This window comes from Paenibacillus sp. FSL E2-8871 (genome assembly GCF_038000345.1).
GTDB lineage: Bacteria > Bacillota > Bacilli > Paenibacillales > Paenibacillaceae > Paenibacillus_AQ.
Genome location: NZ_JBBOBV010000001.1, coordinates 1,087,061 through 1,102,687, shown reverse-complemented (window position 1 = coordinate 1,102,687; position 15,627 = coordinate 1,087,061). Strand labels below are relative to the sequence as shown.

At 42.0% G+C, this 15,627-nt stretch carries 14 protein-coding genes; 3 read left to right on the top strand and 11 right to left on the bottom strand.

Features of this window, described 5'->3' with window-relative positions; all coding sequences use genetic code 11:
• Positions 1-45: 45 nt before the first annotated feature.
• On the bottom strand, positions 46-939 hold the full coding sequence (locus NYE25_RS05115) for a LysR family transcriptional regulator (protein ID WP_339271380.1): 894 nt from the start codon (positions 937-939) through the stop codon (positions 46-48).
• 363 nt (positions 940-1,302) lie between these two features.
• Here NYE25_RS05115 and NYE25_RS05110 point away from each other — a divergent pair, with 363 nt between their 5' ends.
• Positions 1,303-1,836, top strand: a complete 534-nt coding sequence (locus NYE25_RS05110; RefSeq protein ID WP_341145295.1) for a GNAT family N-acetyltransferase — start codon at positions 1,303-1,305, stop codon at positions 1,834-1,836.
• 133 nt (positions 1,837-1,969) lie between these two features.
• Here the strand turns inward: NYE25_RS05110 and NYE25_RS05105 are convergent, their stop codons facing one another.
• From NYE25_RS05105 to NYE25_RS05090, 4 genes are all read right to left on the bottom strand, one after another.
• On the bottom strand, positions 1,970-3,907 hold the full coding sequence (locus tag NYE25_RS05105) for a hypothetical protein (protein WP_341145294.1): 1,938 nt from the start codon (positions 3,905-3,907) through the stop codon (positions 1,970-1,972).
• Positions 3,908-4,166: 259 nt separating this feature from the next.
• Positions 4,167-5,060, bottom strand: coding sequence for a sugar phosphate isomerase/epimerase family protein (locus NYE25_RS05100; RefSeq protein ID WP_341145293.1), 894 nt, complete (start codon positions 5,058-5,060; stop codon positions 4,167-4,169).
• 25 nt (positions 5,061-5,085) lie between these two features.
• A complete protein-coding gene (locus NYE25_RS05095) occupies positions 5,086-5,943 on the bottom strand; it encodes a sugar phosphate isomerase/epimerase family protein (RefSeq protein ID WP_341145292.1) in 858 nt (285 codons plus the stop codon).
• Complete coding sequence (locus tag NYE25_RS05090; protein ID WP_341145291.1) at positions 5,940-6,998, bottom strand: Gfo/Idh/MocA family protein; 1,059 nt, start codon at positions 6,996-6,998, stop codon at positions 5,940-5,942. The genes NYE25_RS05095 and NYE25_RS05090 overlap by 4 nt, the downstream gene beginning before the upstream one ends.
• 123 nt (positions 6,999-7,121) lie before the next feature.
• Here NYE25_RS05090 and NYE25_RS05085 point away from each other — a divergent pair, with 123 nt between their 5' ends.
• A complete protein-coding gene (locus tag NYE25_RS05085) occupies positions 7,122-7,991 on the top strand; it encodes a helix-turn-helix domain-containing protein (RefSeq protein ID WP_042188277.1) in 870 nt (289 codons plus the stop codon).
• A 179-nt stretch (positions 7,992-8,170) separates the two neighbouring features.
• Entirely contained in the window at positions 8,171-8,740 is a 570-nt protein-coding gene (locus tag NYE25_RS05080) for a hypothetical protein (protein WP_076299739.1), read from the top strand.
• Between the two features lie 35 nt (positions 8,741-8,775).
• Here NYE25_RS05080 and NYE25_RS05075 read toward each other — a convergent pair whose 3' ends face one another.
• From NYE25_RS05075 to NYE25_RS05050, 6 genes are all read right to left on the bottom strand, one after another.
• Positions 8,776-9,675, bottom strand: coding sequence for a glycerophosphodiester phosphodiesterase (locus tag NYE25_RS05075; protein ID WP_341145290.1), 900 nt, complete (start codon positions 9,673-9,675; stop codon positions 8,776-8,778).
• 141 nt (positions 9,676-9,816) lie between these two features.
• Complete coding sequence (locus NYE25_RS05070; protein ID WP_341145289.1) at positions 9,817-10,020, bottom strand: biotin transporter BioY; 204 nt, start codon at positions 10,018-10,020, stop codon at positions 9,817-9,819.
• Positions 10,021-10,172: 152 nt separating this feature from the next.
• Positions 10,173-11,162, bottom strand: coding sequence for an ABC transporter substrate-binding protein (locus NYE25_RS05065; protein ID WP_341145288.1), 990 nt, complete (start codon positions 11,160-11,162; stop codon positions 10,173-10,175).
• A gap of 130 nt (positions 11,163-11,292) precedes the next feature.
• The gene (locus NYE25_RS05060; RefSeq protein WP_341145287.1) at positions 11,293-12,267 is read right to left on the bottom strand and encodes a helix-turn-helix domain-containing protein; all 975 of its coding nucleotides are present in this window, start codon (positions 12,265-12,267) and stop codon (positions 11,293-11,295) included.
• Between the two features lie 284 nt (positions 12,268-12,551).
• Entirely contained in the window at positions 12,552-14,312 is a 1,761-nt protein-coding gene (gene dhaK, locus NYE25_RS05055; RefSeq protein WP_341145286.1) for a dihydroxyacetone kinase subunit DhaK, read from the bottom strand.
• A 1-nt stretch (position 14,313) separates the two neighbouring features.
• A complete protein-coding gene (locus NYE25_RS05050; protein ID WP_042188270.1) occupies positions 14,314-15,450 on the bottom strand; it encodes a glycerol dehydrogenase in 1,137 nt (378 codons plus the stop codon).
• Positions 15,451-15,627: the final 177 nt, after the last annotated feature.

Here is a 15,627-nt window from a genome sequence, read left to right as displayed (position 1 = left end):
TTATCACTGCATGTGTCCATGCGCTAATAGAGTTTTTTAATACATCTATACAATTAGTCGATCTCCCGTTTTACCAATACCGAGTTCAAGCAGGGTTTCTATGAATTCAGCGTTCTCCCCATTTAGTGAAATCAGGCTGGTTCGTAAGGAGATGCCTTCCGTCTCCGCAATATCCACCCGTACTAACGTCCCAGCCGCTACTTCCTCTTGCACACTAAGTGCCGGAAGGAAACAGATACCTGCTTTTTTCAACACCAGCTTCTTGGCTGTCTCCAGGTTATCCACCTGATATTCAATTTTCGGCGGCTGTTCCATGCTCTCAAATACACGATGCAGTCGCATCCAATCCAAAGACCCGCATTCAAAAAAGACTAACGTCTCCTGGCGAATGTCTTCCAGCGATGTACGTTGTGCCTTAGCTAAGCGATGCCCCTTCTCTACATACAACGAAATGGGGTCTTCGCAGAAAGGAAAGGCTTGAATGGCTGGATTTACGACCTTACGAATAAAAGCCAGATCTAGCTCTTTCGATTTCAGCTTATCAATCAATACTTCCGTAGAAGCTGTCGTCAGCTTGATCGTGATATGCGGATACCTGCGCTTCAAATGAAGCATCAGATGAGGCATTAAATAATTGGATACCGAGACAGTACTGCCGATCCTCAGTTCATTTGGAATATGCCCCTTGGCCTGAACCTGATATTTACCGTTCTGATAGATCTGGAGAATCTGCTGGGCATAGGGAAGAAATTGCTTACCTTTATCCGTTAGGCTAATCTGCTTACCTAACCGATCAAACACTCTGCAATCCAATTCCCTTTCGAGCGATTGAATCCGTGCCGTAACTGTCGGCTGAGAGATATATAGGACTTCGGCCGCTTTATTGAAGCTTCCATAATGGTTAATGTAGACAAAAGCCTCAATATTTTCAATGTTCATCCCTAATCCCCCTAAACTAATATTAATTTTACTATTCCGATGAAAAAACAATGAAATATAATGATACTTTCCTATAGATTTTGTTTATATCTTATGCACCCCCCTATTTTTTGTCAACTTAAATTCCGTGTAAAATAATCGGATTTCTACAAAATTCCCTTCATAAATGATTAATAATTTAAAATTTAAAACTGCAGAAGCTATAGTGAATCCCTTAGTAATCGACTGTTATGTTTATTTCATATAGAGCTTATCTATTCATTTATCAAAATAATAAAATACCCCTTATATAACTCGGAATTATCGTTTATAATGACTTCATTCGTATGAACTATACATTAACTGAAAGGGGATCGCGAGATTATGTCACAAAAGATTATTATCCGTGAAGCTGAGAATAATGACCGTGATGCCATCGCTGAAGTGATACTGGACGCTTACCACCAATACTCGGAAATTATGCCCGAGGCGTTGTGGCTAGCGTACCGGAAATCACTTCTTGAATCTGTCCATGGCGATGCCCCGATCGTGCGGATCATCGCTGAAATCGACAAGAAAATCATTGGTAGCGCACTCTTGTTTAGCTCCTCGGAAACGGCTTACGGTAAACCAGAACTAGGCATTCACTCCCCTATCCTTCGCCTGCTTGCCGTATCCCCATCCGCTCGCGGCCTCGGCGTTGCAACCCATCTAATTCATGAAGCTGCAAGGAGATCTAGCGAGTTGGGTGCCACCACTTTAAATCTGCATACCTCAGAAATGATGGCTTCAGCAATCAAGCTCTACTATCGCTTAGGCTTCAAACGGGCGTATGAGACCGATCTTATGAACGGGGAAACCCTGGTACAGGGTTTCCAACTAGACATACTAACCTCAGTCCGAACTACAGCAGGATAATTATAAAATTCGAGACAGACTAACTCGATGAATATAACGCATTCTTAAGCATTGTCTTGAAATTATAAAAAAGAAGCCTCGGGAAGCTTCCAATGTTCTTATGTGATCATTGCGGCGAACTTCCGAGGCTCATTTAATTTACTTTTTTATAAGTAATTTCTTTAAAACTCACAGTGATATTGCCTTCATTATCAGCATCATCCAGGCGATGATCTAAAATTACAGTTGCGCTGGAGGGGATGGACGAAAAGCTAGCCCCCTTCTGCTTCTTCTTTACATCATAGAGATAATAAGAAACATTCTTAACCTTCAGCCCTATAGTATCCTTGTACAAAAGTTCTACTGAATAGGATTTTATAACAGCTACATTAGCGTCCATCCATCCTACAACTTCAACCGCTGCATCTTCATGGTCGCTTTCAGTCTTAATAGAGCTGATGGGAAGCCCATCCTGATTATAAAAATTAATTTTTTGTGGAGCTATTTTCAAATAATCGATGTCGATGTCATGGATTCGGTTTTGGTTCATCTCTGCTGTATCCATCCAGGCAATCGTGCCCGCCGAATTCCACTTTATTTTCTCAGAAGGTACATATTGCTCTTGTGGTAACGGCACAGTACGTAGCGAAGCTCCTTTATTATCATAAAAGGTTAAATGGCCGCTCTCATCATCATGTACAAATCTCTTAAAGGTTGGTGAAGGAAACAGGGATGGCGCACCGGTCGTCGAGTGAGGGATTACCGGATATTTTAAAAGATGCACAACGTCCTTTCCTTTCCTCAGATCAAAGAACCATACATTGCCGAGGTAACTTTGCATAAATAATATTTGTTCATCAGCATTCCACTGGAATTTATAGATGTAGTCATAATCATCAGAAAGCGGCCAAAAGTCTTCCCGAAGTCGTTCAATATCTCCTGTAACAACATTATAAGAGGACAAATGATATTTCCCAGCTTCTTTCGTCAGATCCGATTCCAGAAATAATAGATGATCCTCGTCCAACTTGATTAGCATATTATAGTTGTTCATAAATGTATTGTTCCAACGGTTATCGGTATCGATCAGCTCATCGCTCCATTTTACCATCACCTCATCCGTAGCAGGATCATGGGCTAGTAAAGCGTTAACTGCATTATGGTCGCCATAGAAAAAATGAATGGTGTGATATAAGATTCCTTGTAATTCAACCACTGCCCCACCGTTTAATAGATAGTTATTTTCGGTTATGCCAATTGGTTTAGCCACCAGTTCTCCATTTGAGCTCCGTACTGCATTAAACTCCAGACCCTTAAAGTTTGCTTCCAAGAATATAAGCTTTTTTAACTCGACAGTTGATTCCTTAGTAAGTGTGTAGCCTGTGCTTGTTTCGTTCACATTCATTAACATGCCTTGCTCGCTTGTTTCGTTAATCCATAGATGAAAGGCATATTTATTATTATTTGAAATTAGAACAATATCGTAGTTAGGCGTTGCGGTATTTAAATTTCCTGGTATTTGTACAGCGGTACGGATGGCTCGGACGAAAGTTTCTATGCTTTCATGATCTATGTATTCAGCCTTTATGTTAGCATTCACTGAACCATGTGCTAGAGATTTCGCTATTGTGATTCGCTTGATTTCCTCGTCAATTTTTAGATTATCGGCTTCTACTTGTTGCTCATTGGGTTGAAATAAGTCAAGTAAAACTACATTTTTTGTTTCCGGCAGCTTGTAATGTCCATTTTGTCCTGATTTGGTGAAAAGACCATTATTCTCGCCCTTAATCCAGAATGAGAACTTTTCGTTTTCTTTATTCTTCAATTCAACAGTAGCTTCATAATCGGGTGCTGCAATATCAAGCTTGGCGCTGTCATACTCAGCAGTATGTATAACTTCATTGAATTGTTCTATTAAATTGTTGTCCGTTATGGTTATCGATTCACCGCCAGCATTCTGGACTTTAATGGAATTAACAGAACTCAGATCGATTAGTGGTTGATTTGCATTATCCTTATTCCCTGTATTGATACATCCAACAATGATTACTGAAATGACTGCTAAAAGGGCTAGTAGATTTATCTTTTTCATATAGGCTCCCCCTTCGTATTCTCTCTTCTTTAACGCCAAATAGAGGATAAAGTTGCAATAAATGAGATTTAATACCTATTAAAAAGTATTAATTAGATCAAACCTAGCCTGTAGTAAATGGATCAGATTCTTATCCTGAACTAAGTAACATTGTTTGTAGCAATAAAAAAAGCCACCGTACAGGCCTGTTCTCCTGTAAGGCAGCTTCTCTTTTATCCCAAAGGTTGGATGAACTATTTAATCATTATCACTACCATGTTCAGACCCGAAAAGCCTTTAAAAAATTCACAGCCTGGCGGATATCTTCCTCTGGATTAGTGCCAACTTCCCGTTCTATGGTCAGGAAACCTGTATAACCGATGTCGTTCAGCGCTTGCAGATAATTGTTCCAGTCGACAGAACCTGCTCCAAGTGGAACTTCACGGAACGCCGAGCCGGTCTCGGCCATTTCAGCCATCTTCTCATGGTCTAATGCGGGTGCTTCATAACCATATTGACCGTAAACATCGCGCGGATCGATATCGGCAAGTTTGAGACCATCTTTAGCATGGGTGTGTACAATGTAGTCTTTTAGTGTATGAACACCTTGCACGGGATCATCACCAGTCACCATCACCATGTTGGCCGGGTCAAAATTAACAGAAACCCCTTTGGAACCCAAACCGTCGAGGAACGTCTTCAGACGCGCAGCGGGTTCTGGCCCAGTCTCAATCGCAAAGTAAGAATTCATCTCATGCGCGTATCTGCTTAGTTCCTCACAGGCGATGTGCATGGTTTCATAAATTTTACTGGTGTGGTCAGAGGGAACAATACCGATATGTGTAGTTACGATATCTGTACCTAGCTCCTTGGCCAGCTCCATAATGCGTTTGGACTTTTCGATTTTGGCACGGTTCTGTGCAGGGTCCTGAAATCCATGTCCGCCTAAATCTCCAACGAGGGCAGAGATTTCGAGACCCAGTGAAGCGATGTATTTCTTCCATTCACGACGGGCTGAAGGAGAAAGGTTAGCGGGATCAAATTCACCTTGCACCGCATAAATCTGAACTCCATCAGCCCCTGCTTCTTTTGCCTTGCGCAACCCCTCTTTTACTCCGACCTGAAAACTGTCTACGATAACGCCGATTTTGTTAGTGATAATTGGTTTAACCATGGTAATAATCCTCCTTTAAAATGAATTAGATTTGGTTCCAAACCCGCTTGATGTATTCTAACCCAAGTCTTGTCCCCTTACGGCACTCTTCCATTCCCTCAAATTCTACAGAGATATATCCGTCGTAGCCACTTTCCTTAACGGTTCGAATGACACTCGGCATATCGATGTCTCCTTGACCAACGATGGCACCCCTCAACCAGTTCCCACCAGTAGACTGGAACCAGCCTTCGCCAGGCTGGCGATCCTGCGGACGAATATAGAAATCTTTGAAATGTACCATCGAAGCAAGCTTAATATTGTTAGTCACAGCAATAAGCGGATTCTCATCTGCGCACAGGAAGTTACCAATGTCGAGTGTTGTACGGAAGTTATCTCTTCCTACTGCGTGAACCAACGCCTGTACACGATCGCTGTGCTGAATAAAGTATCCATGATTCTCCACACTGGTCGTTATTCCCAAACCCGCGGCATAATCGGCAATTTCCCGACAGGCTTCAGCCAAATGTGGAAGCTCTTCCAAAAAGTGCGCAATAGATAGATCATTTGACGAGGCTACATCATGCCGCATCCGCTGAATGCCTAATGCCGCACAGACGTCTACTTCCCGCTTTACCCGCTCGACTTCCCGCTGTCTTTCCGCTGTCTCCAGCCCGGCAAAATTCGCCCCGATAGCATAATTAGACAACTCTAGTCCACGACCTGCTGCCGTACCTACAATCTGATCAATTAGCTCAGGATTCTCAACCAAATTGATGCCCAAGGGTACAATCTCCGCATGCTCCGCGCCCAGATCGGCGATCGTCTCAATGACTCCTTCAAGCGTAAGCTCACCCGTTGAAAAAGCTGAATGCAAACTGTAGGTACTGATTCCTAGCTTCATAGTTTCACCTCTTCGCCTTTGGCAGCGGATTCATAGATCGCGCCGAGAATCTTCATGATTGTAACGCCGTCCTGCACAGGACTAATTGGTGTAGAGCCATTGCTGATGTTGTTCGCAAAGTGATTAATCTCATTTTGGAATGCACTGTTGAACTCAAACCCCTTATGATCGGTCTGCGGATAGGTATTGACGATCGTATCCGACAGTTCTTTGACGAGGACTATCTCAGGATCAATTTCAAACCCACCCTTGTCACCGTACAGGCGGACTGAGCGCTCGTCTTCTTTGGCATGCAGTGTAAAGCTTACATCAACCATCAGCGAAGCTCCATTCTCAAAACGAATTAGTGCATTTGCTAAATCTTCCACCGTATTGTTCGCTGCGTCGTAATCAGCGGCTTTATAGAAAGAAAGGTTCTTGATATTGGAACGATTGCCGAGCTTCCGGTAAGTATTGGCACTTACTGATACTGGATTCGGACGGCCCATCAAATACCAGCTTAGATCGATCACATGGACGCCGATATCAATCAATGGTCCGCCGCCGGAGCGTTCAATATCACTGAACCAGCCGCCGGGATTACCAAGTCTCCGGAACGTCGTTGCCTTCGCATAGTAGATTTCACCGAATTCTCCTTGTTCCACCAATGTCTGAAGTAGCTGGGCATTAGAGTCATAACGTCGTACAAAGCCTACTTGCAAAATTTTACCGCTCTTTTCCACTGCCTGCTGAACCTGAAGCGCTTCTTCAACCGTGCGGCAAAGGGGCTTTTCCACAAGTACATGTTTGCCTGCCTCAAGTGCCGCGATGCTAATCTCAGCATGAGAGTTGTTCCATGTGCAGATGCTGACTGCATCTATTTCGGAATTAGCCAGCAATTCACGATAATCCGTGTATACGTTCTCCACGTTATACTCAGCAGCAACAGCTCGTGCACGCTCTTCATTCAGGTCACAAACCGCATATATGATTGTCTGCGGATTATTCCGATAAGCACTTAAGTGCATGCTGGAGATAGAGCCGGTTCCTATTACGCCAATTTTGATCATATCCATAAATACTCTCTCCTTTATTTTGCATAGGTTATGATTCGTATTATAATGATTTCAACCCTAAACACCATGCAGAACCTTGCGGTTTCATTTGTACAATTGTGCTATAGGAGGTGCAGTCAATAAATGTTGGACTATGATAAACATCTACAGGAACCCATGGACATGCCGGATCCCGAGTTTCCGATTAAAGTACATACCCAGCGCTTCAACCAAGAGGGAGTTTTGTTGTTCCCACATCATTGGCATGAGCATCTTGAGTTTCTGTTTATCGAAAGCGGTGAGGCTGTTTTTGAATGCGGACGAACACCAATCAACGTACGGGCTGGTGATTTAGTTGCTGTGAACAGCAACGAGCTGCATTATGGGGTGAGCGCTTCTTCTGATTTATTGTATTATGCGATTATTGCAGATACTTCTTTGCTGCATAGTGCGGTAAGCGACGCTGCCGAGACCAAGTTCATCGCCCCGATTCAGCAGAACCAGCTGCTGTTACGTAATCATATCCGGGGGGATCAGCACATTACAGACTGTGCGCTGGCGATTATTCGGGAACTGGAACTTCGCGAATTTGGATATGAGCTGGCTGTGAAGTCCGAGCTATACCGCCTGCTAACGTTGCTATTGCGCAGACATATCGTCACCGTACTCTCACAGGCTGAGCAAGAAAGACGTATTCAAACCGTTGAACGCTTCGCACCTGTTTTGCGTTATATCGATACACATTACCAGGAGCCCATTCAAGTTGACGAACTTGCGGCACTAACAGGGCTAAGCCGCTTCCATTTCAGTCGTCTCTTCAAGGAATTAACTGGTCATACGATTTCGGAATATATAAATGCTGTCCGTTTAGACCGTGCAGATTATTTGCTAAGGCATACCCAGTTAACGATTTCTGAAATCGCTACCACAACTGGCTTCAGTGATATCTACTATTTCAGCCGGACTTTCAAAAAACATAGAAAAGTACCCCCAAGCAGTGTGAGAGGGTTCTAGTTAGGGTGAACAAAGGAAGCAGTCTTGTACTTCTATCGCTCCTTAATTTTAACATCAAAAAGGTCAGGAAAGGGTAATCCCCTCTACTGACCTTTTTTTATTTTATTAATTGCATAAAAGAAACTATCTTCCATCTTATGGGTATAATTAACATAACAAAAATATAGGAGGAGATTTCATTGAGAAAAATAATTAAACTGACTATATTAGCACTTTGCATAATGATTCTACCGGGAACAATGATTTATGCCGCATCGAACCAATCAGAAGTTTCATTATATTTCAATAATGTGGTACAAAAACAGGCAGCAGTAATATCCGAGGGGGACATTCTCTTACCTGTTGAACAGCTCTCTAAAAATTTGTTTGCTTTAATCGCTTTAGATGAAACAAGTAAAACGGTTCGAATCTACAAGCCAAATGTGAACATGGTATTGCTTGATAACAATGGAGAGATTTTCGGTAAGGTAAAAAGCCCTGCGCGGTTTGCCTTTTCAACCTTATTACAAGTAGATCATTTAAAAACAGAAATTTCAGATATAAAACTTACGATCACTGATCCGGCAGATAAAACAGAAACTATCGATAATCAACAAATTAAGAAAAGTGAAGAAAACTTTTGGTTCAAAACTAACGAATTTACTTATTCGTTTAATACAAAAGGCACCTATACTATTCAAGTGTTTTTTAAAGACGTAAATTCAAAAACATGGTATCCTGTCTCTGAAATCGATGTATTCGGCATATGAATTTCCGATAGTTGAATTCCCGTTTCCGTAATTCCTCATTTCTTATTATTCTTAATCACTTCATTAAAACGGTCAGGAAAGTTGGTATGTACCCCGTCTACACCCCAAACCACGGCTTTGTCCATATTCACTTGATAATTCACTGTGTACGGAAATACCTTTAGACCCGAATTTTTCACCTGTGCGACATAGGAGGAATTTATTCTTTGAAAGTTAGGGCTAATACCAACTGCATAAGTTTTCACCCGATTGATAAAAGATTCTGGTACTTTGTAAACCGGAATATTATACCAAACAATTTGATAAAGCGGGATCTCTGGGTTAATCGAATGAAGCTTACGTAAACTCGCCTCACTAAATGAATGTATGGAAACATGATCAGACAGATTATATTTTTCAATTTGTTCGTTTAATATGGTTTCGATATTTGGATTCAAAGCGGGATCTTTAATCTCAATCATATAGTCCACTTCTTTTCCAAACCTTTCAAATACCTCTTCTAAAGTCGGAATACGTAATCCAGCATATTGATCCCTAGCAAACATGGGATATTGTTCGTTAAACCAAGAGCCAGCGTCTAATTTCGAAAGCTGCTCTAAAGTATAATTCTTAACATACCCCGTTCCATTTGTCGTACGATTAATCGTTTCATCGTGAATAACAACAGGAACACGATCCTTAGTTAACTGAATGTCTAACTCGATATAATCGGTATCCATATCAATGGCTAGTTCGAATGCAGGTATAGTATTCTCAGGAGCATATCCCGAAGCGCCACGGTGAGCAATGGTATAGACTTTGTCCGCAGGCTCGAGAATTTCCTTCACTTTAGTACGAATCCATGGAGAATATGCATACATTGAGGTACATAATAAGATCAACAAAAATATGTGAATAAATATAAAGTACATTTTAGAATTTTGAATCCTTTGCATAAAGCTTCCCTCTTCTTTTCAATAATTTATTGTTGTTTACTTGGTGCTGTTTTCTACATCATATCCAGATAATTACCATTCATAATCCTATCAAATCTCCTCTTGATTTATAATTATGTAAAACCTGCGGATTATTCTAAGCTATATCGCAATGATGGCTGCAATAGCCGCTTTAATGATATCACCTGGAAGAAAGATCACCACACTTGTTAATCTAGCCCAAATGGAAGTATTCGTAATCAATGCCATGATAGGCGCACCTATCAGATTAATCAACATTACACCAAAAATCAAATTTACGACAATCAGATTCCAAGTTCTGACATACAGCGAATAATGCAGCATATACAAATTCTTTGATTTTCATGAAAAAACCTACATAGGAAAATTGAATGTATTGATTAGATTCATAAAGTTGGAAGAATCTCGAACTAAAAAAACACTGATCCAGATTAGGATCAGTGTTTTTTAGCTACACAATTTTAAACAGAATAGCTTTACTTGTTGATATGTTCATTGATTTGTTCAGCGATTTGTTCCAGTAATGCCTCTTTCCCCAATGCAAAGAATGCTTCATTGTAATTTTGTCTGCTTGTCATGCGATATATATTTTTCGATTTTACAGCTTTTAAGCTGCTCCAGACCTTACTTTGGTCTAGAACATTCCGGTCATTATCAGATAATAAAATGATGTGGTCTGGATTAAAAGTAGACAGTGCTTCTAGACTTGTTACTTTTCCTCCCCATGGGTCTGGTTCCGGTGTACCTGGCGCGATGAGTAATCCAAGATCATTAAAAATCATATCTGCAATACCTGTGCGGGAATAGATCCGGATTTCTTTCTCTGTAGCTTCGATTACCGCAAACGTTTCTTCTTTAGTTATCTTTGTGATTTGATCATGCAGTTGTTGAGCACGTTGATCATAGGCCTTCAGCCACTCATCCATTTCTGTTTTCTTATCAAGTACCTCTGCAACAAAGGCAAACCGCTCTCTAAAAGTATTAAAGCCATAAGGAACCCTCACTGTTGGAGCAATCATATTTAGTTGATCATAGATTTTCTCTTGCGTAGGCCCTGCCAGTATCAAGTCAGGACTTGCTGCAATAATCGCTTCCAAGTTGACTTCCGTTTGAAACCATCCAACGGGCGTTACATTAGGCAGTTCTTTTTTTAGAATAGGTGTGATTTCCATTGAATTAGCCATGTCTGTATTCCCGGTAATCACAGGTTTATATCCAAGCACTAAAAGTTCTTCAGTTGAGCCAGATACATCGGCAATTCTAACCGGGTTTACCGGTATTTCAACATCTCCCTTGACGTCCTTAATGGTACGTGTTTCGGAGGAATTCGTAGCGACGGGTTCAGATTTTACCGCAGGTGGGGAGTTCTCCCCTTGAGCCTCCTGCCCTGAATTCCCACATCCGTACAACATCACCATCATAAATAAGGCGATTCCGACAAAAGAGATACGTTTTAAACTGAACATTTTTTCCAACCCTCTCCAATCTATTGATAATCATTCTCACTGCTAGCAAGTCCGATCATACACTCTGCTGATAGGGCTGAACTACCGATAGAGGGATTGAATAACGGTTTGGCGGATATTTATTTGTTGTCTAACGTTTTTTTATTATTTCAGAAGGATTTATTCCATATTGCTTCCGAAACGCCTCCGCAAAATGACTAAAGTTGTTGTAACCTACCATCGTCGCTGTTTGACTAACACTACTCTCCCCGCAACGCATGATTTCCCATGCTTTTTCTAAACGTTTGTTCCGTAAATAGGCAAATACAGTCGTACCATACTCTTCCTTAAAACCAACTTTTAATTTGTATTCGTTAATACCCGCCAGCTTGGAAAGCTCTATGAGTGATGGAGGGTTTGCCATTTGCTCGAGTATGATTTCCCTGGCTCTCCGAATGCTTTCCCGGTCAGTGCGAGATAAATGCAAGCTACGTTTAGTATGACTCTGCTCAAAAAGAAAAGCGCCCAAATATGCGGAAAGGAGTTCTAATGCCTTACCCTCTGCGTATAACCTGCGCATTGAGGTATGATATGGGCAATCTCTCAATTGAACCAATATTCGGGAGGTTTCTGGAAGAATAGGCATACGGAACATACGAAATGATTGTGTATCTAACAGCCCGGATAAACTGCAAGTATGTAGAGATCCTTGCTCTACCATCCATGAATCGAACAGTGTTACCGGTACACCAATGGACAGTAAACGGATGGGTTCAGCACTGCGATAGTGAAATTCGGCTTGGAAATCTCGCATGAGCTGCAATGAACAACTGTATGGCACCAACTCGTGACTATTGCCTGTTACATGAACTTCTCCGCTGCCCTGTAGACAAAAGCTTAGCTCTATCATAGCTGCTTCGGATTGAACTCGGACTAAACGATCCTCAGTGAAACGGTAATCACTATCTACAATTTCGATCCCGGAAGATGTGATAACCCTATCGACGTATCCATGGTCACTAGGTTGTGAAAAATGCATTCGCTCTGTGGTGTCCCTTATAGTCGGAGTCTCAAACAATGCATTGAAATACCCGTTATAGATGTTATGAATTGATTTTCTTGTCATTAAGTTATACCCTCAGCAGAGCTGCAGTACGCTGTAGTCCCAATGTAGTGTTTTATCATGAGGAGATCACCTTTATCCATGTATTAAATGATAACGATTATCATTTAGATCATTATATTCGAGATATTAGCTAAACTGCAACGAACAGTTTATGAGGAGTGTTAGCGTATGATTCCAAATACAAACACCCCCTCATCCTAATGGATAAGGGGGTGTCGATTTCTGTTAATCAGCTTTTAACTTTCGTAGCATTATTCAGATCCGGATTCAGTTTATATTATCTCTTATCTCATCGCTTTAGCTAGCTCTGTGAAAATAACTCCAAGCGCGTAAGCTCCTGCATCCGGATAACCAATGCTGCGTTCACCTACCGTGCCTGCTCTTCCCATACGGGCGACGATATCGGAAGTCTTCCGGGCACCGAGAACTGCCGCCTCAGCAGCTTTGATAGCTGCCAGCTTTATATCTTCGCCTTGTTCTGCGCTTTGTGTCCAGGCATCCGCAAAAGGTACAAGCGCATCAATTAAAGTCTTGTCTCCAACGACAGCACCTCTCCCGAAAGACCTTTCGCCCGTATCTTGAATTCCTTTGACGACCGCTTGCATCATATTGGCAAATTCCTGAATGGATAACTCCTGCTTCTGCAGCGCAGTCTTGCTCGCAGCGCGGAAGCCCGATCCCCAGATCGGCCCGGAAGCTCCTCCACAATGCTCCATAATGATCAATGAACAAGCATCAAGGAAGTCACCGATATCGCTGTGATGATTAGCTAGAATATCTTCCCATTCTACTTTCAACTGCTTAAAGCCCTTGGCTACGCTCATCCCAAAATCACCATCTCCGGCGTGGGCGTCTAGCTCGCAGAACGGTACCTCATTCTCGATAATGACCTCACTCATTTGATCGATCAAAAATACGATATTTTGTAAGGAAAACTGGTTGTTCTTAATTATCACTGCTTCAGCATCCGTATTATTCTTGAAGGATACCGTGCTGTCTGCTTTCTCTTCCTTGATGACTTCCGTATATTTTACAGGCTCAAATGGACCTTTAACCGACAATGCCGGTGTATCACACGGAGAAGACAACCATTTCTTCAGCGTCTCATCCAGCTTCATAATCGACACTGATGCGCCAGCCATATCGATGCTGGTCATATAGTTGCCGACAAATACTTTAAACACTTGCTTATTCTTCGCCGTCAATTCACGGATCACAGAATTATTCAACAAATAAAGCTCTTGCAGTGGTGTTCCACCAAATCCATTGATCAGAACAGCAACTTCTTGCTGCGACTCATCGTTCATTTGCAAGTTGCTCAGCAAGGACGTAACCATTCGCTGCGCGAGTTCATCCGCTGACACGGCTTTTTCTCTGCGAATTCCAGGTTCACCGTGAATTCCAACACCGTATTCCATCTCATCCTCTTCGATATGAAACGTCGGGGTTCCTTTAGCAGGAACGGTGCAAGATGTAAAGGCGAAGCCGATGGTGCGAACATGGTCAATCGCATTTTGCGCCGCTTCTTTTACTTCCGACAGGGACAGTCCTGCTTCTGCCGCAGCCCCGGCTACTTTATGAACGAGAACAGTTCCGGCCACCCCTCGTTTCCCTACGGTATAGAGACTGTCTTCAACGGCAATGTCATCGTCTACTTTGACATATTCCACTTGTATGCCATCTTCACTTGCGAGATGAGCCGCATTTTTAAAGTTCATGATGTCACCGCTGTAGTTCTTAATAATAAGCAGCGTTCCCTTTTTACTAGCAGAGCTACGGATCGCTTGGTAGACCTGAATCTGGGATGGAGAAGCAAACACATCGCCACACACGGCTGCATCCAGCATACCGCTGCCTACGAACCCGGCATGGGCCGGTTCATGCCCACTTCCACCACCGCTTATAAGTGTAACTTTATCGGTGTTGATCTCTTTTTTAGAAATCACTTTGAATTTATCGTTGAAATCCAGCTCAGGATGCGCTAAGACAAGTCCATTACACATTTCTCGGACTAGCGTTTCCGGCTTATTCATAATTTTCTTCATCTTAAAGCTCCTTACTTAATTTGTATTGACGGCCTAATTGGTCGGCAGCCATAATCGCCGATGCTACGGCTTCTTCTGTAATTGGGAACGGCATCGAATGAATCGATTCCTCAGCAATACAAGCTTTTTTAGCAACCTCAAGAAGTTCTTCGTAAGTTACTTGCTCCACTCCGATATCTGCTAAGCACACCGGAAGCCCAATAGACAGGCAGAAATCCAATACTTCTCTTAATTCGGTACGGTCTGCATTTTCAAGCACCAATTGAGCAATTGTACTGAAGGCTACCTTCTCACCATGATAATAATGATGCGTTCCTTCTAAAGCTGTTAAACCATTATGGATCGCATGAATCGCAGCCAAACCTCCACTTTCAAAGCCTAGTCCCGATAACAAAATATTCGTTTCGATGATATTCTCCAAGGCTGGGGTTACGATATTCAGATCGCAGGCCTGCTTCGCCTTGAACCCATTTTCAAGCAAAGTGTCATAACACAGTTTGGCAAGACCTAGTGCAGTTATTGTTCCTTTAGCTTCCCCACAAACACCTTCACGAACCCCGCAAGGTAATCCCGCATTCACATTGGAATAAGAATTTGCTGTAGCTCTTGCTTCGAAATAAGTGGAGAGTGCATCTCCCATCCCTGCAACAAGAAATCTTGTTGGTGCTTTGGCAATGACTGTTGTGTCGATCATGACTACACTTGGGCTTTGCTTGAAATAAGCATAATCATCAAACTCACCTTCTGGGGTATAGAGTACCGCGGAGTGGCTTGTTGGTGCATCAGTTGCTGCTATCGTTGGAACGATAATCAATGCTTCACCTTCTGCTACGCATTTTGCCGTATCAATCGCCTTACCTCCACCCAAACCAATCGTACATGCACATTGATGTTCCTTAGCCAGAGCCTGTAATCTTGCGACTTCTTGTCTTGAGCATTCCCCATGGAAGCCACTTTCAACAAGCGTTATATTAAATTTCTGTTTAGTTGACTCCAATTTATCTTTTACACGTGTAACATCATCTGGATGTGCAATGAGCAGTGCGGAATCACCGAATGTTTTTACAAAATATCCTAAATTCAAAAGTTCATTCTCACCTTGCACATATTTCGTCGGACTGATAAACGCTCTTCTCATTTTCATTCCTCCTAGGTTGTATATAGTTATTATTATAGATTGCTCTATTTCGGTATGCATGAAACAATAAGATCAGAATAAAGCGTTTTCTTACCGAGTTTTTTTGTCTTCTTATTAAGGAATAGTATTATCTTGTCCTTTTGAGCAAAAATTCGCTATAATGTTCAATATGTTTCT